Genomic DNA, 24372 nt, shown 5'->3' with positions numbered 1-24372 from the left:
GCTATTCATTATATTGAAGGCTTATCTTTCTATGCCATCATTTGCTATACTCTATATTAACGAAAAAAGTTAAAAACTAAAACAAAGGGGATATCCTTGATGATTATTCAGCCAAAAACACGCGGCTTTATCTGCACAACAGCTCACCCGGAGGGATGTGCCGGACAAATACAGGAACAGATCGATTATGTACGGTCCCAAAAGAAGCTTACCGGCCCGGTGAACGTGCTGGTCATCGGCGCTTCCACAGGCTATGGACTGGCTTCACGGATTGCCGCTGCCTTTGGCGCAGGCGCGAACACTATCGGCGTCTTCTTCGACAAGGCCGCTGAAGGCACCCGCACTGCCTCCGCAGGCTGGTACAATTCTGCTGCCTTTGAACGTGAAGCGGCCAAGCAGGGGCTGAAATCCTTCAGCATCGTCGGCGATGCCTTCTCGAATGAAATTAAGACCAAGACGATTGAGCTGATCAAGGCCGAATTCGGCACCGTTGATCTGGTCGTGTACAGCGTAGCCTCCCCGCGCCGCACCCATCCGGTAACCGGAGAAGTGTTCTCCTCGGTGATTAAGCCGGTAGGCCAAGCCTATTCGAACAAGACGATGAACTTCCACACCGGAGAGGTCTCCACCGTTACCATTGAACCGGCTACAGAGGATGAAGTCCGCCAGACCATCGCCGTAATGGGCGGGGAAGACTGGGGCATGTGGATCAGCCAGCTGCAGGAGGCCGGTGTGCTTGCAGACGGAGCAACTACCGTGGCGTACTCTTATATCGGACCCAAGATTACGCATCCTATCTACAAGGATGGAACCATCGGCCAGGCGAAGAATCATTTGGAGCAGACCGCCATTGCCTTGAACGAGCAGCTCTCCGCCACAGGCGGCCGGGCCTTCGTATCCGTGAATAAAGCACTGGTTACCCAGTCCAGCTCGGCTATTCCGGTAGTGCCGCTGTATATCTCCGCCCTGTACAGAGTCATGAAGGAGAAGGAGCTGCACGAGAACTGCATCCAGCAGATGTACCGTCTGTTCGCCGACCATCTGTATAACGGCGGTGAAGCCGCTGCGGACGGCAGCCACCTGATCCGTATTGACGACTGGGAGATGCGCGAGGATGTGCAGATCGAGGTCATGAGACGCTGGAATGAGCTGGAGACGGATAATGTGCCTGAGCTGGCGGATCTGGCAGGCTATCAGGACGACTTCTTCCATCTGTTCGGCTTCCGTACCGAAGGCGTAGACTATGACGCTGAGACAGACCCTGCCGTAGAGATTCCTAATATGGTATAAAAGCTTGACGTTTGCTGTACGCAGTGCAAGGAAGCCGCCCCCTCCCGGGAGCGGCTTTCTTTGCGTTCTATCCAGCCTGTGGAGCGGCCTGCGCCACGAATGGTCACAGCCACGCCGGCCTATTCGTCCCGGAGCCGCTTCTGGTACAGCACCACAGACACAAGGGTCAGCACGGCTGTCCACGCCGCAATGATTAGAAGAGGCGGCCACACCTCCCCCGCCGGATAACCGGCTGGGCTCAGGTTCAGCAAGTGCACCAGCTGGCTGCTTGGCATGTAATCCAGCACTCCGAACACCGGATAATTCTTCGCCAGTACGGCACCCCAAGGTGCGCCCATGAAGATGAAGGCTACCGGGATGATCGATAAGGACGCATCCAGTAAGGTTTTGGAATAGAGACCACAGATCGTCCCGGCTGCCGTGTAGAGAACAATGGAAAGAACGATCGCGGCTACGAATACCCCTATATTTGCAGGCTCATAGCCAAACAATAGTGTAGAGATCGTGAGAACCACCGTCGACATGACAAAGACCAGACTGCTTTTGCCCACCAGCACATCCATTGTTGTAGCCGGAGTCATCATGAGTGTCCGCAGCGTGTTACGCTCCTTCTCTTCCGCAATCAGGCAAGCCTGGGCGAAGCAGGTCAGCAGCACAAACGAGCTGTTGAACAGAAATCCGGCGGCTCCCGGCAAGGATGCACCTGCGCTTTTGAACAGCACCGCAAACAAAATCGGAAACAGCAGCATAATGGACAGCGCATAATTGCGCGAGAATTCCTTATAATCCTTCACAAAGATCGCGCTGGCCCGCTTATAGGAGATGTTCATAGCAGCTCACTTCCCGTCATTTTGATAAAAATATCACCCAGGCTAGGTTCCTTCGTCTCTACCCGTTCAATGAGTCCCCGCTTCATCCAATCCGCGATCCGGTCCGCCGTGTCCCCATCCACCGGAAGCTCATAAGCCTCTCCGCTGGTCAGCTCCACCCGGATCAGGTTCTCGCGGTGCTGCCGCTTCAGCTCCCTTGGTGAGCCGATGGTCTGGATGCGTCCCTGATAGAGAATCGCCACACGGTTACAGAGCAGCTCCGCCTCCGCCATATCATGCGTCGTGATGAAGATGGTCGTGCCCTTCTCATTCAGATAACGTAAGCCTTTATAGATATGCGCTGAATTCACCGGGTCCAGTGCCGAGGTCGGCTCATCCAGGAACAACAGCTCCGGCTCATGGATAATGGCGCAGGCCAGCATCACCCGCTGACGCATCCCTTTGGACAGCGTATTTGTTTTCTTCTTGCGCTCACTGCTTAAATTAACGAACTGCAGCACCTGATCCACCGCAGAACGGGGAAGATCGTACAGCTTCCGGTACAGCTCCAGATTCTCCTCTATGGACAACCGCTCGTACAGACCGCTGTTATCAGTCAGAATGCCAAAACGCATCTTCTGGGCCGACTGCTGCATCGCCTCCGCCGGCTGATCGAATACTTTGGCCACTCCGCCTGTCGGCTTCAGCTGTGCAGTCAGAATCTTAATCAAGGTGGTTTTGCCTGCACCGCTCGGACCGAGGAACCCGAAAATCTCCCCTTTTGGAATACTGAAGGACACCTCTGTCAGCGCATCTCTCGCCCCGAAGGTCTTGCGGACCTGTTCTACCTGAATAACCGCCATCTCACCACATCCTTATGTTGTTGATGACTTAACGTTATCCAGAATTCAGCCTTTCAGCCACCAAAACCGGGTGAATTGTACCCATTCCGGCCTGAACGGTACCTTTTACAGCTTAAGCAGCGCCTTAAGTTCCTGCAATTTGGAGCGGGATAACGGAACCACGGCCTCCTTGCCGGTGTTCAGCCGCAGACTGTAGCTGTTCTTCGTCCAGGTTATGATCTCGCGTACCTTTTGCAGATTGACGATGTAGGAGCGGTGGCACCGGAAGAAACCGAAATTCAGCAGCCGCGCTTCAAGCTGGGTCAGGGTCAGGGCACAGTCATAATGCTCACCGCCGACATGTACCAGGATAGAGCCTTCTACACTTTCAATAAAATCAATCTCGGGCGGATCAAATAAAATCACCTTATCCTCCCGTTTGGTCGAGACCTTCTGCAAGGTGATGTTGGCCTCATCCTGCTTCACTGCCTCCTGCTTGTCCTCTTCCGAATCGCGGATATCCAGCTGATGAAGCCCGGACCCGCTCAGCCGGTAGATGACATCACAGGAGATCAGCGCATCCTCCAGATTCGAGGTCAGAATGAGTATCCTTTTCTGCTGCGACAGGTCATCCAGTATCCGCTTCAGCTGGCGGCGGTCCTGCTCCTCCAGATAGAAATACGGCTCCTCCAATACGAGCGTGGACTGATGGGCGAAAAAGGCCCGCAGCAGGGTCACATACACCCTTTTCGAAGAGCTGAGCTGCATCAATCTGACCTTACGTTCCTCCTTAAGCGCAAAATAATCCGTCAACACAGCCGCCCGCTCCTCCCGTCCCGACATTCGGATCAGAAACGAGATTAGCTCCTCTACCGTCAACCGCATATATTCGTTCTGCCCGGCCCACGACAAATAATTGCCGGATTCCCGGGACAATTGCTCCATTAATAACTGCTTGCGCCTCAAATCTGTGATAATACCAACCGAAGGGTTCGCAGACAGGTCAAGCTCGAGCTTCGGCATAATTAATTCTCCGTCTTCATATATAGGTTGAAATTGCATATCTTCCTCCCGCTCCAGGCTCTCTAGGATATATAATGCAATTATAAAGTTATGCCATGTATTTGTCAGGTACGGCCACTATAAATGCACAGAGGAAGGCGGATTTCTGCGATGGGACTGCATGCTCAAGGTTTTATCATCTCTTTACTTGTATTACTGCCGAATCTAATATTCATGTTCTTCCCGCCCCGGAGTGCTCCCGGCTCCCTGGACTCCGTCCCGTTGGTCTTCACGCTCCTGGAGCGGGCAGGCCAGATCACCTGCTTCATGATGCCCATTCTTTTCGGCCGAATGATTGCTGCTCAGCCCCTGGGAGTATCTGCTGTACTGATGGCACTATGTATGCTGGTGTACTATGGCTGCTGGGTGCGCTATTACCGGAGCGGGAGAGCTTTTGCGGTGCTGTTCAAGCCCTGGCTGGGCATCCCCGTTCCAATGGCCGTCTTCCCGGCCCTCTACTTCCTGCTGCTTGGCGTATGGCTCCAGTCCTGGTTATTCGTTGTTCCGGCCTGTCTGTTCGCCGCCGGTCATTTAGCCAACAGCTGGAGCGTCTATGGGCAGGTCCGTTCATAGCAGATCCGCAATATAACTATAGTTTTGTGCAACAAACCTACAGCTTGACCAGCTTATAATATGGTTAAGCACACTATAGCGATATGATGGAGGTTATGGCGGGTATGATGAACTGGGAGCAGGCAATTGAGCAGACGCTTACGACCACGCGGCTTAATGTGAAGCGATTTGGGAAGAGTTTTCCGATTGTAAGTATGGAGGACGGCAAATATCATCTGACCGACCACACCAACTGGACGGAGGGCTTCTGGTCCGGCATTCTATGGCTAAGCTATGAATACAGCCGGGACCCGGAGATTCATGCCGCCGCCATCCAGGCGACAGATTCCTTCAGAGGGCGCATGCTGGACGGGCAGGCGCTGGATCACCACGATATCGGCTTCCTGTACTCGCTCTCGGCCAAGGCCCGCTGGATTGCAGACAAGGATGAAGCCTCGCGTCTGCTCGCCTTGCAGGCAGCGGACCAGCTGATGAAGCGCTGGCGTCCCGGTCCGCAGCTCTTTCAGGCTTGGGGACCCGAGGGCGATGCAGACAACGGCGGACGGATCATCATCGACTGCCTGATGAATCTTCCGCTCCTCTGCTGGGCCAGCGAACAGACCGGCGACCCGGTCTATGCCAGGGCTGCCCGTATCCACGCCGAGACAAGCCGCCGCTTCCTGGTGAGGGGCGACGACTCTTCTTACCATACCTTTTACTTCGACCAGCAGACGGGGGATGCCCTTCGCGGGGGGACGGCGCAGGGGTATCAGGACGGCTCCACCTGGACGCGGGGGCAGGCCTGGGGCGTCTATGGCTTCGCTCTCGCCTACCGCAGCTTCCAAGATCCGCATTATCTTGAAACCTCCAAAAGAATGGCCCGCTACTTCGTGGAGCATCTCCCCGCCGACCATGTGGCCTATTGGGATTTCGATGCCCCGCAGGAGGAGGGCACCCCGCGCGACAGCTCCGCTTCCGCTATCACCGCATGCGGACTCTTGGAGCTGCTGGAGCATCTGCCGGAGAATGATCCGGACCGGGACTATTTCAGGGACGCCGTGAACAAATCCATGGCTTCGCTGATCAATCACTACTTCACCGCAGGCCACCCATTAGAAGAGGGATTTCTGCGGCACGGCTCCTATTCCGTCAGAGGCAACGCCTCCCCGGATGACTTCATGATCTGGGGCGATTACTTCTTCCTGGAGGCGTTGCTGCGTCTTGCGCGGGGAATTCCGGGGTATTGGTATGAGCGGGGGGGACAGAGTGAAGTGATATACTAACCAGATTTCAAGGGACGAATGTAGAACAAAATGCCTGCGGCATCCCCATTGTGGTCGGTTTTTCGACCATATCCGGCCCACACGCCTCTGCCGCACCGAATGTGGTCGGTTTTTCGACCATATCCAGCCCACGCGCCTCTGCCGCACCGAATGTAGTCGGTTTTTCGACCATATCCGGCCCACACGCCTCTGCCGCACCGAATGTAGTCGGTTTTTCGATCATATCCGGCCCACACGCCTCTGCCGCACCGAATGTGGTCGGTTTTTCGACCATATCCGGCCCACGCGTCTCCGCCGCACCGAATGTGGTCGGTTTTTCGACCATATCCGGCTGTTCGGTGAAATCAGCGAAGTCATTCCTATTACTGATCCAGAATATAGTCATCCTGCCGATGCTCCAAGACACTTCCCCCCAACTTTATGCACAACTTATCCTTATTGGACGCAAATCACAATTTCCTAATCAACAACTGGAAACGGCTTTGCCGTCCTTTTAAAGGACGGTACCGTTTCGGCGAGAAATAGAAGGATAATTTGTAGTGTGAAACATATAAATTCTTATCTTTGAACAAAATCACCCTGCGGGTGAACGATGCTAATGCCTCTCTCACCGGCCGCTTTTAAGGAGCAGTAATGTTGTACTTTTTTCAGGATTTCTCTATACCTTTTACGGGTTGAAGTACATTGTTGCATGATTTGCACAAATTTCGGTGTTTAGGGCAAGTTAGCGCTGAATTTGTTGCAGTTCGTGCAGGATTTCAGCATTGACCGCTTCTTTGGAGCAGTATTGTTGCATTTTTTGCAGGATTTCTCTTCAAATTGAACAGTTCGTAAGCTCTGCGAATATCGCCAATTAAACGGAAATCAAATGGAAATCCAGAAAAATATTGTCTAGCGGACTTTTGTAGCGTATAGTATATTCCCATGTTGGAAGGGAGAGATTACTATGCTGAACAGGATTGAATCATTTCAAGGCTCCAGGCATTTCCGGCTTCAATCTATTGCGGATAGCGTAGTTGCAGCAATTGCGGCTCCAGGCACAGGCTCACTCGCAAACGCGGCCATTATTGATCTGGGCGGACTCACTCTGGTGGTGGACACATTCGCGACGCTGGAGGCGGCTCAGGATTTGAAGGCTGCTGCTGAGCATCTCACAGGGAACCCTGTATCCTATGTAATCAACACACACTGGCATAGCGATCATACCACTGGCAATCAGGTGTTTGTGCCTGACGCCCGGCTGATTTCCACATCCAGGACCCATGAGATCATGAATACATTCGCCAGAGACCGGGTAGCCCAGTACCAGAACAACAGAGAGAAGATGCTAGAGGCGATCGGAGAAGCTGAATTGCAATGCGAGCAGGAGACGGATACTAAGCTGCAGCAGGAAATGGCCTGGGAGAATGCAACGGACCGTGAATTCGTGAATATGCTGCCGCAGCTGGTGCATACGGTGCCGACGATAACTTTTGACCGGCAAATGACCATTCACGGCAGTAACCGCAGCGCCCAGCTCATTACATATGGCGGAGGGCATACGCAGAGCGATGCCATTGTGTACCTCCCGGAAGATAAAATTGTCATCCTCGGAGACCTCGTGCTCTCGAACCACCACCCTGTTCTGGCCAATGCCAATCCTCAGGAGTGGCTGCATATTCTGGAGCAGATTGAGCGGCTGGATGTGGAGACGATTATACCGGGGCATGGTGAGGTCAGCTCCCTGCAACAGCTTCATGCGGTGAAGGGGTACATAAGCAGAATGATCGCCATCGTGACCGAAGCCGTCCAGAATCAGCAGAGTATTGAAGAGATCGAAATACCTGAAGAATACCAGGCTTGGTACTTCACAACCTATTTCAAGACAAATTTGAATAAGCTCTATGACCTGATTACTGCATCAGGGGAGTAACGGAGAGCATTCGATGTACATCGTATAACCAGACGAGGCAAGAAAAGAAGAGCATTTCCCTTCTTTTCTTGCTTTTCTCTATGCACGTTATCCCTTCCTAAGTACAAAACATAGCGTATCTGCTCCCCCCGTATACGGACTTCCGCAACTATCATCGTAAACACTGTCCAGTTGGAATCCCCAAGGTATCACTTCATCCACAAGGCTTCTCTATGTCTGTCTCCCGGCACAGTATGATTAAAATAAAAGTTGCTGCTGCGGGGCAGTGAGCCCGATCGCATACCGCTTCCACCCTTTATGACTTCCAACCATCCTCCCCCGCTAACTTCCCCTTACACCCTCACCCGTGTTATATATGTACTTAACTGAACAAGACAAGGAGCCCCATAAATATGTCCAGAATCATGATTGTTGAAGATGATCCGAAGATTGCAGACCTGCTGCTGTCAGCGATTGAGAAGTATGGTTATGAGGGGGTTAGGGTCAAGGACTTCCGGCTGGTGCTGCTGGAATTCGAACAGGTACAGCCGGATCTGGTGCTGCTGGATGTGAATCTGCCCAGCTATGACGGTTATTACTGGTGCCGCCAGATCCGCAAAGTCTCCACTTGCCCTGTGCTGTTCATTTCGGCGCGGGACGGGGAGATGGACCAGATTATGGCGCTGGAGAACGGCGGGGATGATTATATTACGAAGCCCTTCCACTCCGGGATTGTACTCGCCAAAATCCATAGCCACCTCCGCCGGGCTTACGGGGAGTATGCGGCTAAGCGCGAGGAGCTGATGCTGGAGAAGGAAGGGCTGATTCTGTATCCTGAAAGGCTTGAACTGCAATATGGGCAGGCGGTCGTGCCCCTTACCCGCAAGGAATCGGATCTCATCGAGAGCCTGATGGAGCGTTATCCGAGGGTCGCCAGCCGGGAAGCTCTGCTGGAGAAGCTGTGGGACCCGCAGGCTTTTGTGGATGAGAACACGCTGAACGTGAACATCGCACGGGTCCGCAAGAAATTCCAGGAGCTGGGGATGGAGGATGCCGTGCTTACCGTCAGAGGTTCGGGGTACCGGCTGAACAACAGCTGGTCAGAGGCCCGGCCATGAAGCTGTTTCTCCGTGAGCATGCGTTGTTACTAGCTGTGCAGATCGTGCAATTTGGGGCTATGCTGTCCATTTACTGGCTTGACGGCTACCGCGATCTGCCGACCGCGCTCTATGCGGTCTTTATTGGCTTCTTCTTTCTCGGCTGCTACTTGATCTATCAATACATCAGCAGGCGCCGCTATTATCATCGCCTCAGCAGGCCTCTGGAGACACTGGATGAATCCTTTCAGAAGCTGGAGAACCACCCTGTATCCACAGCTCTGGAGCAGCTGCTGCACACCCAATACGGCTACTATCAGCAGCAGCTGACGGCGGTGAAGCTTCAGCAGGAGCAGCATCTGACTTTTATCGACCAATGGGTTCATCAGATGAAGACGCCTTTGTCGGTCATCGAGCTGACCGTGCAGAATATGGACGAGCCCGAGTTTGCCAGCATCCGTGAGGAGCTGGAGCGCATGCGCAGCGGACTTCATACCGTGCTGTATATGGCCAGGCTGCGGGCTTTTGAGAAGGATTTCCATATTAAGCCTGTCAGCCTGCCGAAGCTGGTGAACGAGGTGGTCCATGATCACAGACGCCTATTTATCCGCAGCCATATCTTTCCCGAGGTCCAAGCCTCCACTCCAGACATTACCGCCCAGACCGATGAGAAATGGCTGTTCTTCATGCTGTCGCAAATTATGAACAATGCCATCAAATATTCAGCGGCGGATAACACAGAGAACGGCCGGAAAATCACGGTATCCTGCTATCTCAGAGGAATGGATGCCGTCATTGAGGTTAAGGACCGGGGGATCGGTATACAGGCGTCTGATCTCAAAAGGGTATTTGACCCTTTCTTCACCGGTGACAACGGGCGCGGACTGCGGGAGTCTACAGGAATGGGGCTGTATTTGACGAAGGAGTCCGCAGACCGTCTCGGACACCGGCTTGAGCTGGAATCGGCGGCTGGTGAGGGAACGGTGGTGCGGATTATTTTGGCGGCGAATCCTTTGCTTACAGGCGTGTAATAAAAGTGAAATCTAAATCGATAGATGAGACGCTGCCGTCTCCGGTATATTGGTTACAGAACAAGTGTGTTGCACACATGGAGGGGGAGTACAGCCATATGCTGGAGGTAAACAGGGTCAGTAAAATCTATGAAGGTAATGTGGCCTACCGGGCATTGACCGATATTGATTTAACCATTGCCGCCGGAGAATTCGTAGGGATTATGGGGCCTTCGGGAAGCGGCAAAACCACGCTGCTGAATCTGATTGCCACCGTTGACGCTCCGACCACAGGAAGCATCAGGATTGGCGGCAAGGACATCGGCACACTGGACAAAAATGAACTGGCGGTATTCCGCCGCCGCGAGCTGGGCTTTGTCTTTCAGGATTTCAACCTGCTGAACACCCTGACTGTAGAAGAGAATATTGTGCTTCCGCTGACACTGGACGGAACCCGGGTCAGTGAAATGAAGCAAAAGGCCCGAGAGATTGCCGGAAAGCTGGGCATCAGCGCCATTATGAAAAAACGCACCTATGAGATCTCCGGCGGACAGGCCCAGCGGACAGCAATCGCCAGAGCCATGATTCATTCTCCGAAGCTGCTGCTGGCGGATGAACCTACCGGCAATCTCGATTCCAAAGCCGCCAGAGATGTGATGGATCTGCTGGAAACGCTCAACCGGGAGCAGTCCACGACGATGATGCTTGTTACCCATGATGCTGTAGCCGCCAGCTATTGCCACCGTGTCGTCTTCATTAAGGATGGCAGGTTCTATACGGAGATTCACTGCGGGGATAACCGCCAGAGCTTTTTCCAGAAAATTATCGATACACTTTCGCTGTTAGGGGGATATAGCCATGACGTTCCGCCAGTTCGCATTCCGTAATGTCTCCCGGAACACGAGGCTATACACCGCCTATTTTCTCAGCAGCATGTTTACCGTGATGGTCTTCTTCACCTTCTCCATCTTCGCCTACCATCCGGTACTGAGCGGGGAACATATTCAATCAAGCGCAGCTCTTGCGCTTTCGGTCTCCAAATGGGTGATCTATGTGTTCTCCTTCTTCTTCGTGCTCTACTCCATGAGTGCATTCCTGCAATCGCGGAAACGGGAGTTCGGGCTGATGATGATGCATGGCATGACCGTCCGGCAGCTGCGGCGGATGATCTTTCTGGAGAATATGATCGTCGGGTCAGGCGCCACGGTCAGCGGCATCGGACTAGGCCTTATCTTTGCCAAAGGAATTCTGCTTGCCGGGGAGAATGTGCTTGCGCTTAATGAGCCGCTGCAATTCTATTTCCCGTTCAAGGCGATGGTGCTGACACTGATCTCCTTCCTGCTGCTGTTCGTCCTGATCTCCCTGTTCATCTCTACGGTGCTGCGCAGCGGCAAGCTGATCACGCTCATCCATTCAAACCGTCAGCCCAAGCCGGAGCCGAAGGCCTCGCTTCTGCTGTCTTTGCTGGTGGTAACGCTGCTGGGAATCAGCTACTTCCTGTCCCTGCGGGCGAGCGGTCTGAGTGTGGTGGTGCTGCTCGCGCCGGTGGTCATTATGGTGTCGATCGGTACCTATCTGCTGTTCACCCAGCTCAGTGTGTACCTGATCCGTAAGCTGAAGGCGCGTGAGCAGCTATTCTGGCGCAGAACCAATATGCTGCTGCTCTCTGATCTTTCCTACCGGATGAAGGACAACGCGCGTTCCTTTTTCCTGGTCGCCATCATCTCTACCGTATCCTTCAGCGCGATAGGAGCTTTATACGGATTCCAGTCGATGATCAACGGAGCGCTTACGCAGAAGAACCCTTATCTGTTCACCTATCAGTCCCTGGACGGGGACAGCAAGGCACAGTCCCATATACAGCTAATTGACCAAAGCCTGGGCAAAGCCGGGATTGCTGCCGAAAAAATGAGTCTGAAGCTTAACTATTATAAGGCTGCGGACAGCGGCCGGACACTGATTCTGGTGAAGCAATCCGAATACAACAGCGTAGCCGAGCTGCTGGGGCTAAATCCCATCCGGCTTACCGCAGGGAAAGCAGCCGTTGTAGATTTCGGCCTGTCCCGCGAGGGGGAAGAAATGCTCAACCAGCCGGTCGAGCTGCAGCCAGGAATCGTCATCGAGGCGGATCAGGCTGTCGTATCTTGGGCCGTACGGGGAGTCAGCGGTTATTACGTCGTCCCCGATGAGTGGACCCGCAAGCTTGGGCAGCCGCTCAAAGTGAGCCGTTATTATGCATGGCATGGTGCGATTGGACAGCCGGGAGCAGAGAAGGCAGGCGCAAAGCTGACGAATGAGCTTCCCTACGATGAGCAGTATATTTTCTATGCGCTCGAGTATTTAACCTCCAAGACCAATGACAGCTTTGGCCCCGTGATGTTCATCGGTTTTTTTGTCGGAATCGTATTTTTTGTCTCTGCCGGCAGCTTTCTCTATTTCCGGCTGTACAGCGATCTGGATGAGGACAAGCAGAAGTTCAAGGCCATCTCCAAGCTGGGGCTGAGTGACAAAGAGCTTCGCCGGATATTGAACCGCCAGATCAGCCTGCTCTTCTTCGCGCCGATCATTGTCGCGCTTATCCATGGAGCCGTTGCCCTTACGGCGTTGTCACATATGTTCCAGTACTCCATATTCAGGGAATCCCTGCTTGTGCTGGGCCTGTTCTTCTTCATTCAGGTGATCTACTTCTTCATAGTCCGCCTGTTCTACACGAGACAGATCCGGTCGGCCTTGGCCGGATAAAAGTCCGCAAAATACAAATAAGCGCCCTTCCGCAGGAAGGGCGCTCTTTCCGTTAAGACTTAAGGCAGAACCGAGAAGACAATATCGTCGAACAGCAGATAGGCGAAGCCGCTGGTGTAGAAGCCGACCTTACCGGACGGGCGGTGGCCCGGATCGGTGCCGGAGAGCCTTGGTGCACCGTCTACAAATACGGCGATATCTCCGTCCTTCACCGTCATCTTAACGTCATACTCTGTATCCGGCAGCAGGTCATGCCCCGGCAGCACACTCTCGGTAAGCTTCTGCCACGCTGTATCATACAGAATCCAGCCGGAAGATCCGTCTGCCCGGGTCCGGTAGCCGATCCGGGTCGAGCCGGTGCTGTCCTGGCGGTCGAAGATGTACAGGATGCCATTATCCGGCATCACGGACGGCGTCTTCAGCTTGAACTCCAGCTGATAATCCGTGAAGCTGCGGTCGAGCAGACCGGACGCGCCGTTCAGCAGCTTATAGCGGCGGTTGCCGTCTGGATCAGCAGCGATGCTGCGGTTAGGGTCCACCGGCCAGCCGTTGCCCCCGTGCTCGAAGTCTGTCTCATGCATAATAGTGGAGACGGTGACGGTAATATCCGCCTTAATGAGCGGATTCACCGTAGACACAGCCGAGATCAGAGTCTGCCCTTCGTATACGGCATGCACCACCCCCGTACTGTCCACCGTAGCGACCGCCGGGTTAGCCGACTGCCAGATGACGCCAGTATCCGGCGTATCCGCAGGATCGAAGGTTACCTGCAACTGCCGCTCTTCCCCTGCGGCCAGCCGCACCGCGCTCTCTGCCGGAATAATCCCGGCCAGGGTATCCGTCAGGGCTTTGAACTGAATGTCATCGAAATGCATCTGGCTGACATTGCTGACATAGAAGCCGACTTTGCCCTCTGCATTGTGTCCCTGATCATTGCCCTTCAGCCGGAACGCCCCATCCAGGTAGACGCTAATGTCGCCGCCTTTCACCAGCATTTTGACACTGTATTCCGTATTCGGCTGCAGGTCGTGACCGGGAAGCTTGACTTCCTTCAGCACCGTCCAGGCCGAATTGTACAGCAGCCAGGCGGAGCTTCCATCCGCCCGGGTCTTGTAACCGATGCGGCTGGAGCCGCTGCCGGCCTGACGGTCGAAGATATAGAGGGTCGCATTATCCCCCATCACCTCCGGCGTCTTCAGCTTGAAGCTCAGCTCGTAGTCGGAGAAGGACTTGGCACTGAGCGACGAGGCACCGTTCAGAATCTTGTACCAGCGGTTCGTGCCAATCTTCTCAATGCTGCGGTTGGCATCCTGCAGCCAGCCGTTCGCGCCGGATTCGAAATCCGTGAAATCCATCACGCCGTCGCCCGCCTCGACGTGAACGGTTACCGTGGCTGTCAGCAGCGGATTCTCCGCCGAGGCTACAGTAATAACCGTGCTGCCGACCGACTGGCCGGTAACGACACCTCCGCTATCTACAGCCGCAACCCCAGGATCGGCCGAAGCGAAGGTCAGCGCGGAATTATTCGCGTTCCACGGAAGCACCGCCGTGCGCAGCTTCACCGTTTTCCAGCGGTCCACGGTAACTTCGCTGTCATAGACGGCAACTCCCTGCACGGGATAGCTGTCCGGGCCGGCTGTCGTGCCCGCCTTGCCGTCAACGCCGATATCGTTAAACGGAATGTCAGGGAAGCCGGGAATGGCATCGAAGACATCCGCATCCGTCCGCAGCGACAGATCGCCTCCTGCCAGATCGGTGAAGCCCGGATCACCCGCAGTAACCCAGTTATTAGCATACTGGACCAGCCCGAACTTATCATAAGCCCCATACACATTGGTCGTTACACTGCGCGGAACCGACGGGTTGTAGATGACATTGCCCTGGAAGGTATTCGTATCAGGATAATAACGGTTCTCCGTGAAGAAATCCGCCAGCTCGGGATATTTGGCCAGGTAAGGGGTTCCGGTAAAATTATTGTTCGCCGCGAACAAGGCCTGCCACTTGGGCATGTAATTCAGCGGCACCTGATCATCCGGCTCATCGCCCAGGAACATATCCGCATAGTCGTACGGAATTTTGCTGTCGATAAAAATATTGTTGCGGGTCAGAATATGCGAGCCGCCGTTGTTTTTAATGGCCGAATTGCCCATCTTGTAGAAAATATTCTCGTCAATGGTCAGCCCCATTGTGAAATTGTCGGGGTATACGCCTTCTACTCCGGCTTTGCTCTCGCCGATGTTATGGAAGTAATTGCGCCGGATGACCGTCCCCCGCTCATGGGGCTGCTCGCCCGCATTCATGTAGATCGCGCCGAGGTCGGAGAAGGTGGTGCATACGTCATAGATCTCGTTATACTCCACGGTATGGTCATTGCCGAAGATCAGCACGCCGGGATGCGGCGCATCATGCAGCTCATTGTTCGACATGCGGTTGCCCACGCCGGACAGCAGCACCCCGGGATTGTAGGCTTTGTGATAGTAGGCAAAATCGTGAATATGCGAATTCTCCACCACATTGTTGCCCGGGGCAAGCGTCGTTTTGTTGCCGCCCGTCAGTGTAACGGCGGTGCCGCCGATATGATGAATATGGCTGCTGATAATCGCATGGTCCGTACCCGGCGCCCCTTCAAAATTGTTGTAGTAGAACCGGCTCTGGGTATTGACCAATACGCCGCTGTTGGTGAAGTTGCGGATCTCGCTGTTCAGGATACGCATTTGCTTGCCGCCCATGAATACGGCTGCCGAATCACGGCCGTTCTCCAGGATAAGCTCGGAGAAGTCGATATACGAAGCATTCAGGGCGTTAATCATCGGACTCTTCAGCATCGTAACTTCAATATCCGGATTAGCCGCTGCGAATTCAGCGTTCGGCAGGAAATAGAGCTTGCCGGCCTGGCGGTCGATATAATATTCGCCGGGCATATCGATTTCCTCCAGCAGATTCTGCGCGAAGTGGAAGTCAGGATACCAGTTCTTGAAGATCCCGCTCATCTCCCCGTAGCGGAGGGTGATGCTCTTGGCGGCGGTGTCGATGGAAGCAATCTTGTTGTACGACCATTCCCAGCTGTAGCCGAAGATGCCGTCCAGCCAGATATCGTCTGCCTGTGTCCAGTACTGGGGCCGGTCATACGTATAGGTGAAGGTGCCGCCCCGTGTGTGCACCTCACCGTTCGGGTCCTTCCGGGTCGGACCGGGATCAAGGATCTCATCCATCTGAACGGTGCTCTCATTGGGCCAGCGGGCCAGGGTCATGCCCTGCCCGGCCACATACAGCTCCATCGGCGGCACCTCGCTGAGATCATTGGCCAGGTAATAGCCATGACGGCTGAGCTGGCCGTAATCGGTGATGCCAAGCGCCCCCAGATCGGCTGCCAGCACTTTCGTTCTCGCCTCCGGGCTGATGATCCGGCTGAGAATGGCCGGGTCTGTGACCGGAACGAAGGCCGATTTGGCCAGCTGGCGGGAGCCTGACAGCGTAACCGACTCCCCCGGATAGGCCGTGTACGTGATGGGCTTATCCGCCTCGCCGGAATCCTGCTGGCGCAGCTCGAAGCTGCTGGTCCGCTCATACCTTCCTTCCCGCAGATACACGGTAACGCCGCCCTCCGGCAGCCCCTCTTCCGCCTTCAGCGTACGGATCGCATCCCGTGCCTTCTCCAGCGTCTGGAACGGGGCATTCAGCGTCCCGGCATTGGAATCGCTTCCATTATTGGCCACATAAAAAGCGGTCCCGGACAACACCTCCTCCGCATGTACAGGGGACGCAAACGGAGTAGAGGGATTGAGCGTGAACAGCAGACTGGCCGCAAGTGCCGCAAGCAAACGTTTTTTCACCAAGGCTCCTCTTCCTTTCAACGTGGGATGTAGGGGCTTGCGCCATAGCGTTGCCTTGGCGAAGCCCCTCATGAGCAGCAGGTTCCTCCGGTTCTCCTCCAGCCGTGCAGAATTACTCTCTAGGGTACTTACCTCTTACTTCTTACTTCTTCAGACCTTTATCCTTCAGGAATTGTTCGAATTGTTTGGTGACCTCAGCCACATACTTCTCTTCGCCGGCTTCCTTCAGCTTGCCATAGAGCGCAGGCCAGGTTTCTTCGAAATCAAGCGTTCCGGTAACCAGTCCCCGCTTGTATTCTCCCCACACGGCGTTCAGGTTGGCAATCTCCGTATTCACCGGCTCGGAATTGAACTTGAAGGCGCCTACAGGGTTGACCTCGGAGCTCGAGTTGATCTTCTTCGTCTCCTCCCAGACATTCTCCGGCTGTCCTTCCTTCAGATACGAGTTGAACACGCTGCCGAACACCCAGTCCATATTGGGCAGATAACGGGAATCCGCTTTGGCCTTGATGTACTCTCCGTCTGCCTTATCGTAATGCTCACCGGCAATCCCGTTACAGAGCAGATTGTACAGCTCCTTGTCGGTATTCACCAGATTCAGCAGCATCATGGCACGTTCCGGGTTAGGGGCAGTACGGCTGATCGATTGGTTCGTGGTCGCCGAATACCCGTTGGAGAACCAGTCACTGAGCAGGACAGTGATGACGTCATTGCCGCCGTTTTTGGCCTTCACCTCAGCTTCCACACCCGGCTTCAGCGTCACGTTGAAATCAACGGCAATCCGGCCTTTCGCCAGGTAATCATTCGCTTTTTCAGTAGCGGCATCCTTGTAAATATAGCCTTCCTTATACCATTTGCTGGCCAGCCGGAAATTGTCCAGCTCTTCTTCCGGGTAACGCTGCAGGGTATAGGTAGGGTCATCTGTCTTGATATAGAAATGGTCATCCAGACCTGGAACTACCCAGTACTTGTCGTCATGCGACTGCGGATTAATGAAGGAGGTGCCGAAGATGCCAAACGGAATGATATCCAGCTCACTCTGCTTAATCTGGGCCAGGAACGGCTCGATATCTGCGATTTTTTTAATGGAAGCGGTATCAAGTTTGTACTTGTCAGCGAAGCGCTTCTGGATGATGAAGCCGTACCGCGAGCCGTTAATCTGCTGATTCGGAATGCCGTAGATCTCCCCGTCCACCGAGAGGCCATCCCACATCACCTGCGGCACATCCTTCTTCAGCTCCGGCGCATACTCCTCAAGCAGCTTATCCATCGGCTGAATCGCTCCCTTGCGCACCAGCTCCTCCGGCTTCAGCATGTAACCGGTCCAGAGAATATCGAACTTCTCGCCCGCCGCAAGCACGGTGTTCATCTTCTGCACGTAATCCCCGATGGCAACAGGCATCAGCTTGACGGTGGCGTTGATCTTCGCCTTCGTAAGCTTATTTACTTCCTCCTGCACTTTATCCTGATCGGCCTGAAGCTGGGACAGCGGATAGTACCAGGTTAGTTCTACCGGCTTCAGTTCGCCATCCTTCCCGGATTCCGGAGCCGTACTTTGCGTTGCTTCCGCTCCGCTTCCTTCCGTGCCTTTAGCGGCATTGCCATTGCCGCCGTTATTGTTGCCCCCGCAGCCTGACAGCACGGATGCAGCCAGCATTACAGATGCCAATACGCCAACCAGCCCTTTTTTCATGTGAGTGACCTCCTGTACTTTGTACATGTAATTGTATGTTAACCCTTTAGGGAGCCAACCGTAAGCCCTTTGACGAAAAACCGCTGAAAAAACGGGAAGATGACCAGCATGGGTCCGCCGGCCAGTACGGCAATCGCCATCCGCGCCGAGCTGTTCGGAAAACTCGACAGGTCAATGCCAAGCTGCCCGGTGAATTCCGAGTTCGTCGTCAGAAACTCAATACTGTTCAGCGTCCGCACCAGCAGGAGCTGCAGCGGCACCTTGTTCGGATCATCGATGTACAGCATCGCATTGAACCATTCGTTCCAGTAGGTGAAGGAGATCAGCAGACCCAGCGTAGCCAGGGCAGGCGTCGAGAGCGGCAGAATAATCCGGAAGAAAATGCGGAACTCCCGCGCCCCGTCGATTTTGGCCGACTCAATGATTTCCAGCGGAATCTTGGACATGAAGCCCTTCATGACCATAATATTGAACGGTGACAGCAGAATCGGCAGAATCAGCGCCAGCAGGCTATCCTTCAGATGCAGGTACTGCGTAATGAGAATGTAGGAGGGAACGAGTCCCCCGCTGAACAGCATGGTGAAAAATACATAGAACGTCGTCGCCCGGTTATACCGGTAATCCTGCCTTGAAATCACGTAGGCGGTCATCGCGGTCAGCAGCAGTCCGGCAAGTGCGCCGATGATGGTTATCGTGAACGTCACGCCATAAGCCCGGAGCAGAATATCAGGAGCGTCCAGCAGATAGCGGTAGGCATCCAGACTGAAGGACTCCGGGATGAACTGGTACCCGTTCTCAGTCAATGACTTCTCATCCGTCAGCGAGACCACGATGACCAGCAGGAATGGCAGGATCACCACCAGCGACAGCACGATAAACAGCAGATTAATGAACAGCTTCGAGAATTCAAATTTTTTGCCCACGCTCAGGGCACCTCCTTACCACAGGGAATTATCGGGATCGACCTTGCGCACAATTCCGTTGGCCGTCAGCACCAGCACCAGACCTACAACCGACTGGTAAAAGCCTGTAGCCGCAGACATGCTTACATTGCCGACCTCACGCAGCGCACGGTACACATAAGTATCAATGATATCCGTAGAGCCATAGAGAAAACCGGAGTTGTTCGGGATGAAATAATGCAGGCCGAAATCCCCGCGGAACATATTGCCGATCGACAGAATCAGCATAATAATGATGATTGGGGCCATCAGCGGAATCGTGATTTTGAAGGCCATCTGCCGTTTGGTCGCCCCGTCGATCCGCGCCGCCTCGTAATATTCACTGTTAATGCCAATAATACCGGCAAAATAAATCAGCGTGTTGAACCCCACCACTTTCCACAATTGAACCAGAATCAGAATGACCGGCCAGGGTCCGGGGTTCTGATACCAGCTCACCGGATTCAGCCCGAAGGATTCCAGCGTGCGGTTGATGAAGCCGTCCGAGTGGTTCAAGAAAGCGTATGCCACATACCCCACCAGCACCCATGACAGGAAATGCGGCAGAAACAGGGCCGTCTGGTAGAACTTGCTCCATTTCGCCTTGATCTCGTTCATCAGAATAGCCAGCAGCAGCGCCGCCGAGGTGCCTATCAGAATATAGGCGGTGTTATACAGGACCGTATTCCGGGTAATCCGCCACGCCGTGTCCGTAGTGAACAAATAACGGAAGTTGTCCAGCCCGACCCACTTGCTGCCGAAGATGCCAAGATCGTACCGGTAATTCTTGAAGGCGATAATCAGGCCGATCATTGGAATATAGGCAAAAATCAATTTGTACAGCAGTCCCGGCAGCGAGAGCAGAAACAGCTCCCGGTTGTTGCGGAAATGCCGAAGCTCCCTTCCGATCCAGGTCCTTTTGCGCGTTGCCGAAGGTGTACCTGAACTTGCTTGTTGTTCCGCCAGCGGAACCTTATTCAACATAACCAAAGCCCCTTCCTTTCCTTGCTTAGCTGCAGCTGTGTGCCTGTGTCCCAGGCTTTGCACGACTAACATAGCGCAGAACCAGGCCGCTGCGTTACTGTACAATTGCAAGAATGCTGTAAAGCCGGGCTGTATTGTTGCCAGATTCCTGTCTAGGGGGAGGCAGACTCCTGCACGCACAGCAAAAAGCCCGCCAGATGAACAGTGCTCATGTAGCGGACCCTGCCTTACGTATGGGGAAAGTGGAATCATCTGCTGCGGTCAATGGCTGATTTCAGGCGGTACTCCTTCGGCGTGGTGCCATAGCAGCGCTTGAACAGGCGGTAAAAGTAACTCTCGTTCCCGAACCCGACCTTCTCCATAATCTCTGTTACGGTGAAGTCCTCTTGCTCCAGGTACTTCTTGGCACTGGCCAGCCGGGCAGCGTTAATCTGATCGACCACCGTCTTGCCTTCCTGCGCCTTGAACACCTGGCCCAGATAGACGGAGCTCATCTTGAGCATATCAGCGATCCGCTGCACATTCAGATCAGGATCGGCGTAATGCTTATCAATAATCTCCTTCACTGTGTCCGCCAGCAGCCGGTTCTTGTCCTCTCGCCCGCTCCGGCGCTGCTCCGCGACTTCCCGCACCACCTCCAGCAGGACCGTCTCCATCTCATCCAGCGTCTCCTTCTCCAGGATCCGGCGGTTGATCGCCTGCAGGTTAAGCGAGACCGGATTGACATTCCGGCTATTCATCTCGGCAAGCGTCTGGCTCAGGGTCACGGCCAGATGAAGCACCGCTGAATACATATTCTCGTAGCTGAAGCCGCCAAGCAGTGCTCTCCACTTGCGGATTGTCTGCTCGGTCTCTGCCAGATCCCCGCCCTTCAGTCCCTCCGTCAGCTGCCGCTCCAGCTCCTGCGGAATGCGCAGCGCTTCATTCTCTTCATTCGCCCGTAGCATCTCAGGCTCAAGCACAGCTCCTTTGCCGTAGATCATCCGGTAATTGGCATGGCGCTGCGCCAGATTATAATGCTCCGTGATGCTGCGGTAATCCGTGAAGACCTCGCTTAGCGTGACTGTAAAAGTAATATGATAATAGTTACCGATCGTCTGCTGAAGCTCCCTGAACCGTTCCTCCAGCTTCGCCAGTTCCCCGTCGTCACTCCCGGCAATAAAGACCAGATGGCCGCTCTTCATATCTGCAGCTTCACAAGAGCCCTGGAGGCGCAATAATTCCTGTCCGATGTTGGAGATGGCGAAGTACAGCAGCGATTCCATCGGCAGTCCCGGCTCTGCCGCCAGCCCCTGCAGGTTGTCGATCTGTACCAGCGCCAGCCGGAGCGGGGACGGATAAGCAATATCGATGCCGTGCTGCTCTCTGAGCTGCAGGAAGGACTGCTCATCCAGGCTGTGGCTTGAAGCGATCAGGCTGCGGAGCTGATAGAGCTTGGCAATATTGGACTGCGAGGCCCGCTCCAGCTCCAGCCCCTTCAGCTTGCTGATCATCTCCGTAAGGTTGGCTGCAATCAGCGACAGCTCATCCTTGGCCTGCGGCGCACCCCGTACATCCCCGGGAACCAGCGTCAGCAGCTGGCCTACCGGCTTATACAGCCGCACCGCGAAGAACACGGACAACAGCACGGCCAGCAGAACAACAGACAGCGTGACCGCGATCTCCGTCCATTTCATCTGCCGTACGCTGCCCAGCACCACATCGTAATCCTGCATGCTGATAATCTGCCAGTTGTTCAGGGCTTTGCTCAGATAAGTCACCTTATACTTCCTGCCGTCATGTGTATAGTTGAAGGAATCCAGCGGCCTCCCTGAAGCGCTGATCTGCGGCAGCAGCTCTCCCTTCAGGTTAAGCCCTTCAGGAACCTGTCCGCCGGTTGCAATCAGCACCTCACCATCGGTATCGGTCACGAATAACACATCATTCTGCCGCTCCGCCACTTGGTTAAGCGCTTTCATATTATCAAGCATCCATCCCGGCTTTACCGTGAGGATCAGCACATTGTCATTGATTGAACCCAGGGTATCCCCGTCATAGAGGAAGAAGGCAAAGACATCAATGCCCCCACCCTTGCCGTCCAGGTCGAGCGGAATGAGCTGGAGCTTCGGCAGATCTGCCCGGGAATCCATATAGTTCTGCAAGGAGCTGTACAGAAGACTATTGTTAATCTCATGATTCAGCGACGAGAAGAACCGGTGCTGGGCCCCATTATAAAAAACAGCCGCATGCAGATACGGGGAGGCTGCGACCGTATGATTCAGCCGCTCAATCTTGAGGATGCTCTGCCTGTAATCCGCGCCGGACTTCAGCGCCAGCAGCTCCTCGTCATTGTACAGGGAGACCGCCAGATCTTTTACAATCCCGTTCATGTTCTCAATGTTGTAATTGATCTGGGTCAGCAGCTTGCGGTCCGCTTCGTTCTGGAGGCTGAGCACCTTGCTGCGGGCACCCGAGTTCACAGACAGCGAAGCCGCAGCCAGTATAGCGACAACAAGCATGAAGCTGAGTAAGATCCGCTGTAAATATTTGCGCGAGCGGATCGTCTGAAGTACATTCATAGGTGATCTCTCCCGGCTCTTAGGGTGACCTTACTATAATCCCGCGCCAAATTGCTTGTCAATCCGCAGAACCGGCTCTGCACCGAACAATTCCCTTATTAGCATCCGCGCGATCACCCGGTGCCCCGGAGTGTCCGGATGGATACCGTCGCCATATCTGTATGCGGCGTTCTGCGAGCGCTCATGCCGGATCAGCTCCAGCAGCGGCGTACGCAGGTCAATGACTCCGTCTGCCGGACAACCACCGGACAGCAGCCAGCCTGCATAACGCTCCAGCCCCCGATCGTATTCCCTGTATGGCGCGAGATAGCTGAAATCTGCCGCGTCTGCGGGCTGTAGCTCCCCCGTCATGGACAAGGCATCGAACGGCGGAGGAGTCATGAGAACGACCCCGGCTCCGGCTTCACGGATGCGGGTGCTGAGTGCCAGCATACCCGCCTTATAAGCGGCGAAGCGTTCTTCCGAGAAGGGATGATAGATCCCGTCATTCATACCATAGCAGGCTATAACCACATCTGGAGCAGCCCCCGCCAACTCTCTGGCCAGCCGCTCATGCACACAGGGGCGCGGATAAGGATGCGCCGCCTCGCTCAGACCCGAGACCGTCTCGCTGGGAACTCCGGATGGAATCAGCTCAGCGGTCCGCTCCGGCCGGTGCGTGTTCAGCCATTCCCCGGTCAACCGGATATATTGTCCGTCAGCAGTAATACTGTCCCCGAGAAACAGAATCCGGGGATTTCTGTTGTTCAGTGTAATTCTATCCTTAAGTATATTCCGCATTCTTTGCCCTCCTGACCTTGGCGCAGCTCTCACTGCCCGGCCGCAGCCAGGCCGGTACATCCGCCACCCTAATGGTAGCGCCGCCCGCGCCTTTGCGCCTTGACGATCCCGACCTTCTTTAGCATAATATGGCCATGACTACCAAAATACTAGCGCGGGATATCGGCCTTGAGCCGGGTTTTACCTTTAGAATCCAGAAATGCCCGCTGACCCATGATTACTACGTCCACAGCCATGACTTCTCCGAGCTTGTCGTTATTCTGTCAGGACACGCTATACACATCATTGAAGGGAGAGAGGTGCCGGTTAAGGCCGGACAGGTTTTTCTAATCCACAGCAACGTTTCCCATGGCTACAAGAATGTGGACGGAATTGAATACGTGAACGTGATGTTCCAGCCGGAGCAGCTGCTTCAGCAGTCCGAGCTGAGGCTCCTGCCCGGCTTCCAAGCCTTATTCTATATTGAGCCGTTCTACCGGAAGGAGATGTATTTCAAGGGGATGCTCTCGCTGGAAACCGGGCAGCTCCGTGAAGCTACCCGGCTGCTGGATCAGATTCTCGAGGAGCATGACCGGCAGCCCGAGGGCTACCGGCTGATGATCCGTACCTATTTCACCGCTCTGGTAGGCATGCTCTCCCGCTATTATCAGAACAGCAGCAGTCATGAGGATAACAAAGCGCTGCGGATCGGGGAGACCGTCACCTATATCGAAGAGCACTTCCTGCAGCCGATCACGCTGCAATCCATGGCAGACCGGGCCTATATGTCCACCCGCCAGTTCCTGCGGGTATTCACCCGCAACTACCAGACCACCCCTATGGATTATGTCATCCGTAAGCGGCTGGATTATTCCTGCACCCTGCTGCGCAGCCCGGGCCTGAGCATCTCGCAGGTGGCGATGGACAGCGGCTTCCATGACCAGAATTATTACTCCCGCCAGTTCCGCAAGGTATTTAACTGCAGTCCCAGCCAATACCGCGAGCGGATGCTGGACTCCTGACCGC

The 24372-nt window shown here is 54.5% G+C and carries 19 protein-coding genes; 9 read left to right on the top strand and 10 right to left on the bottom strand.

Annotation, left to right across the window (positions count from 1 at the left end; translation table 11 throughout):
* The first annotated feature begins 99 nt into the window (after window positions 1-99).
* On the top strand, window positions 100-1290 hold the full coding sequence (gene fabV, locus NSS64_RS03935) for an enoyl-ACP reductase FabV (protein WP_341139283.1): 1191 nt from the start codon (window positions 100-102) through the stop codon (window positions 1288-1290).
* 119 nt (window positions 1291-1409) lie between these two features.
* Here fabV and NSS64_RS03930 read toward each other — a convergent pair whose 3' ends face one another.
* The 3 genes from NSS64_RS03930 to NSS64_RS03920 form a co-directional block, all read right to left on the bottom strand.
* The gene (locus tag NSS64_RS03930; RefSeq protein WP_341139282.1) at window positions 1410-2120 is read right to left on the bottom strand and encodes an ABC transporter permease; all 711 of its coding nucleotides are present in this window, start codon (window positions 2118-2120) and stop codon (window positions 1410-1412) included.
* A complete protein-coding gene (locus NSS64_RS03925) occupies window positions 2117-2962 on the bottom strand; it encodes an ABC transporter ATP-binding protein (protein WP_341139281.1) in 846 nt (281 codons plus the stop codon). The genes NSS64_RS03930 and NSS64_RS03925 overlap by 4 nt, the downstream gene beginning before the upstream one ends.
* Window positions 2963-3067: 105 nt before the next feature.
* Window positions 3068-4003, bottom strand: a complete 936-nt coding sequence (locus NSS64_RS03920) for a LytTR family transcriptional regulator DNA-binding domain-containing protein (protein WP_340938720.1) — start codon at window positions 4001-4003, stop codon at window positions 3068-3070.
* 111 nt (window positions 4004-4114) lie between these two features.
* Here NSS64_RS03920 and NSS64_RS03915 point away from each other — a divergent pair, with 111 nt between their 5' ends.
* Window positions 4115-4576: a hypothetical protein gene (locus tag NSS64_RS03915; protein WP_341139280.1), complete on the top strand. Its 462-nt coding sequence runs from the start codon at window positions 4115-4117 to the stop codon at window positions 4574-4576.
* A 107-nt stretch (window positions 4577-4683) separates the two neighbouring features.
* Window positions 4684-5838: a glycoside hydrolase family 88 protein gene (locus NSS64_RS03910; RefSeq protein ID WP_445667828.1), complete on the top strand. Its 1155-nt coding sequence runs from the start codon at window positions 4684-4686 to the stop codon at window positions 5836-5838.
* Between the two features lie 7 nt (window positions 5839-5845).
* Here NSS64_RS03910 and NSS64_RS03905 read toward each other — a convergent pair whose 3' ends face one another.
* On the bottom strand, window positions 5846-6223 hold the full coding sequence (locus NSS64_RS03905; protein ID WP_341139278.1) for a hypothetical protein: 378 nt from the start codon (window positions 6221-6223) through the stop codon (window positions 5846-5848).
* Window positions 6224-6784: 561 nt separating this feature from the next.
* Here NSS64_RS03905 and NSS64_RS03900 point away from each other — a divergent pair.
* The 5 genes from NSS64_RS03900 to NSS64_RS03880 all read left to right on the top strand — a co-directional run bounded on the left by NSS64_RS03900 (window position 6785) and on the right by NSS64_RS03880 (window position 12578).
* Complete coding sequence (locus NSS64_RS03900) at window positions 6785-7750, top strand: MBL fold metallo-hydrolase (RefSeq protein ID WP_341139277.1); 966 nt, start codon at window positions 6785-6787, stop codon at window positions 7748-7750.
* Between the two features lie 392 nt (window positions 7751-8142).
* Window positions 8143-8847 carry a response regulator transcription factor gene (locus tag NSS64_RS03895; RefSeq protein WP_340938713.1) on the top strand — a complete coding sequence of 235 codons (705 nt, stop codon included), beginning with the start codon at window positions 8143-8145 and terminating at the stop codon, window positions 8845-8847.
* Complete coding sequence (locus NSS64_RS03890) at window positions 8844-9857, top strand: sensor histidine kinase (RefSeq protein ID WP_341139276.1); 1014 nt, start codon at window positions 8844-8846, stop codon at window positions 9855-9857. Before NSS64_RS03895 ends, NSS64_RS03890 begins: the two co-directional genes overlap by 4 nt.
* A 98-nt stretch (window positions 9858-9955) precedes the next feature.
* Window positions 9956-10723 (top strand): ABC transporter ATP-binding protein, encoded by a 768-nt coding sequence (locus NSS64_RS03885; protein WP_340994083.1) that lies wholly within the window; start codon window positions 9956-9958, stop codon window positions 10721-10723.
* On the top strand, window positions 10695-12578 hold the full coding sequence (locus NSS64_RS03880) for an ABC transporter permease (RefSeq protein ID WP_341139275.1): 1884 nt from the start codon (window positions 10695-10697) through the stop codon (window positions 12576-12578). The genes NSS64_RS03885 and NSS64_RS03880 overlap by 29 nt, the downstream gene beginning before the upstream one ends.
* 59 nt (window positions 12579-12637) lie before the next feature.
* On the opposite strand, the gene NSS64_RS03875 is transcribed toward NSS64_RS03880, so the two are convergent.
* From NSS64_RS03875 to NSS64_RS03850, 6 genes are all read right to left on the bottom strand, one after another.
* Complete coding sequence (locus tag NSS64_RS03875) at window positions 12638-16411, bottom strand: Ig-like domain-containing protein (RefSeq protein WP_341139274.1); 3774 nt, start codon at window positions 16409-16411, stop codon at window positions 12638-12640.
* Between the two features lie 142 nt (window positions 16412-16553).
* On the bottom strand, window positions 16554-18104 hold the full coding sequence (locus tag NSS64_RS03870) for an ABC transporter substrate-binding protein (protein WP_341139273.1): 1551 nt from the start codon (window positions 18102-18104) through the stop codon (window positions 16554-16556).
* A 38-nt stretch (window positions 18105-18142) separates the two neighbouring features.
* Complete coding sequence (locus NSS64_RS03865) at window positions 18143-19027, bottom strand: carbohydrate ABC transporter permease (protein WP_341139272.1); 885 nt, start codon at window positions 19025-19027, stop codon at window positions 18143-18145.
* Window positions 19028-19042: 15 nt separating this feature from the next.
* Window positions 19043-20029: an ABC transporter permease gene (locus NSS64_RS03860; RefSeq protein ID WP_341139271.1), complete on the bottom strand. Its 987-nt coding sequence runs from the start codon at window positions 20027-20029 to the stop codon at window positions 19043-19045.
* A gap of 248 nt (window positions 20030-20277) precedes the next feature.
* The gene (locus NSS64_RS03855) at window positions 20278-22587 is read right to left on the bottom strand and encodes a helix-turn-helix domain-containing protein (RefSeq protein ID WP_340938705.1); all 2310 of its coding nucleotides are present in this window, start codon (window positions 22585-22587) and stop codon (window positions 20278-20280) included.
* A 33-nt stretch (window positions 22588-22620) separates the two neighbouring features.
* Entirely contained in the window at window positions 22621-23367 is a 747-nt protein-coding gene (locus tag NSS64_RS03850; protein ID WP_341139270.1) for an SGNH/GDSL hydrolase family protein, read from the bottom strand.
* Between the two features lie 134 nt (window positions 23368-23501).
* Here NSS64_RS03850 and NSS64_RS03845 point away from each other — a divergent pair, with 134 nt between their 5' ends.
* Window positions 23502-24368: an AraC family transcriptional regulator gene (locus NSS64_RS03845; RefSeq protein WP_340938702.1), complete on the top strand. Its 867-nt coding sequence runs from the start codon at window positions 23502-23504 to the stop codon at window positions 24366-24368.
* Window positions 24369-24372: the final 4 nt, after the last annotated feature.

This window comes from Paenibacillus sp. FSL H8-0122 (assembly GCF_038005345.1).
In the GTDB taxonomy this organism is placed as follows: domain Bacteria; phylum Bacillota; class Bacilli; order Paenibacillales; family Paenibacillaceae; genus Paenibacillus_AQ.
Note: the sequence above shows the minus strand (reverse complement) of the source record. Positions and strands in the feature narration are given on the sequence as shown.

What these genes read in the sequence shown, in the direction of transcription:
- NSS64_RS03880 (WP_341139275.1), top strand. Translation starts at nt 10,695, where the DNA reads ATGACGTTCCGCCAGTTCGCATTCCGTAATGTCTCCCGGAACACGAGG.
- fabV (WP_341139283.1), top strand. Translation starts at nt 100, where the DNA reads ATGATTATTCAGCCAAAAACACGCGGCTTTATCTGCACAACAGCTCAC.
- NSS64_RS03910 (WP_445667828.1), top strand. Translation starts at nt 4,684, where the DNA reads ATGAACTGGGAGCAGGCAATTGAGCAGACGCTTACGACCACGCGGCTT.
- NSS64_RS03895 (WP_340938713.1), top strand. Translation starts at nt 8,143, where the DNA reads ATGTCCAGAATCATGATTGTTGAAGATGATCCGAAGATTGCAGACCTG.
- NSS64_RS03890 (WP_341139276.1), top strand. Translation starts at nt 8,844, where the DNA reads ATGAAGCTGTTTCTCCGTGAGCATGCGTTGTTACTAGCTGTGCAGATC.
- NSS64_RS03845 (WP_340938702.1), top strand. Translation starts at nt 23,502, where the DNA reads ATGACTACCAAAATACTAGCGCGGGATATCGGCCTTGAGCCGGGTTTT.
- NSS64_RS03915 (WP_341139280.1), top strand. Translation starts at nt 4,115, where the DNA reads ATGGGACTGCATGCTCAAGGTTTTATCATCTCTTTACTTGTATTACTG.
- NSS64_RS03860 (WP_341139271.1), bottom strand. Translation starts at nt 20,029, where the DNA reads ATGTTGAATAAGGTTCCGCTGGCGGAACAACAAGCAAGTTCAGGTACA.
- NSS64_RS03900 (WP_341139277.1), top strand. Translation starts at nt 6,785, where the DNA reads ATGCTGAACAGGATTGAATCATTTCAAGGCTCCAGGCATTTCCGGCTT.
- NSS64_RS03925 (WP_341139281.1), bottom strand. Translation starts at nt 2,962, where the DNA reads ATGGCGGTTATTCAGGTAGAACAGGTCCGCAAGACCTTCGGGGCGAGA.
- NSS64_RS03855 (WP_340938705.1), bottom strand. Translation starts at nt 22,587, where the DNA reads ATGAATGTACTTCAGACGATCCGCTCGCGCAAATATTTACAGCGGATC.
- NSS64_RS03905 (WP_341139278.1), bottom strand. Translation starts at nt 6,223, where the DNA reads ATGACTATATTCTGGATCAGTAATAGGAATGACTTCGCTGATTTCACC.
- NSS64_RS03885 (WP_340994083.1), top strand. Translation starts at nt 9,956, where the DNA reads ATGCTGGAGGTAAACAGGGTCAGTAAAATCTATGAAGGTAATGTGGCC.
- NSS64_RS03930 (WP_341139282.1), bottom strand. Translation starts at nt 2,120, where the DNA reads ATGAACATCTCCTATAAGCGGGCCAGCGCGATCTTTGTGAAGGATTAT.
- NSS64_RS03920 (WP_340938720.1), bottom strand. Translation starts at nt 4,003, where the DNA reads ATGCAATTTCAACCTATATATGAAGACGGAGAATTAATTATGCCGAAG.
- NSS64_RS03870 (WP_341139273.1), bottom strand. Translation starts at nt 18,104, where the DNA reads ATGAAAAAAGGGCTGGTTGGCGTATTGGCATCTGTAATGCTGGCTGCA.
- NSS64_RS03850 (WP_341139270.1), bottom strand. Translation starts at nt 23,367, where the DNA reads ATGCGGAATATACTTAAGGATAGAATTACACTGAACAACAGAAATCCC.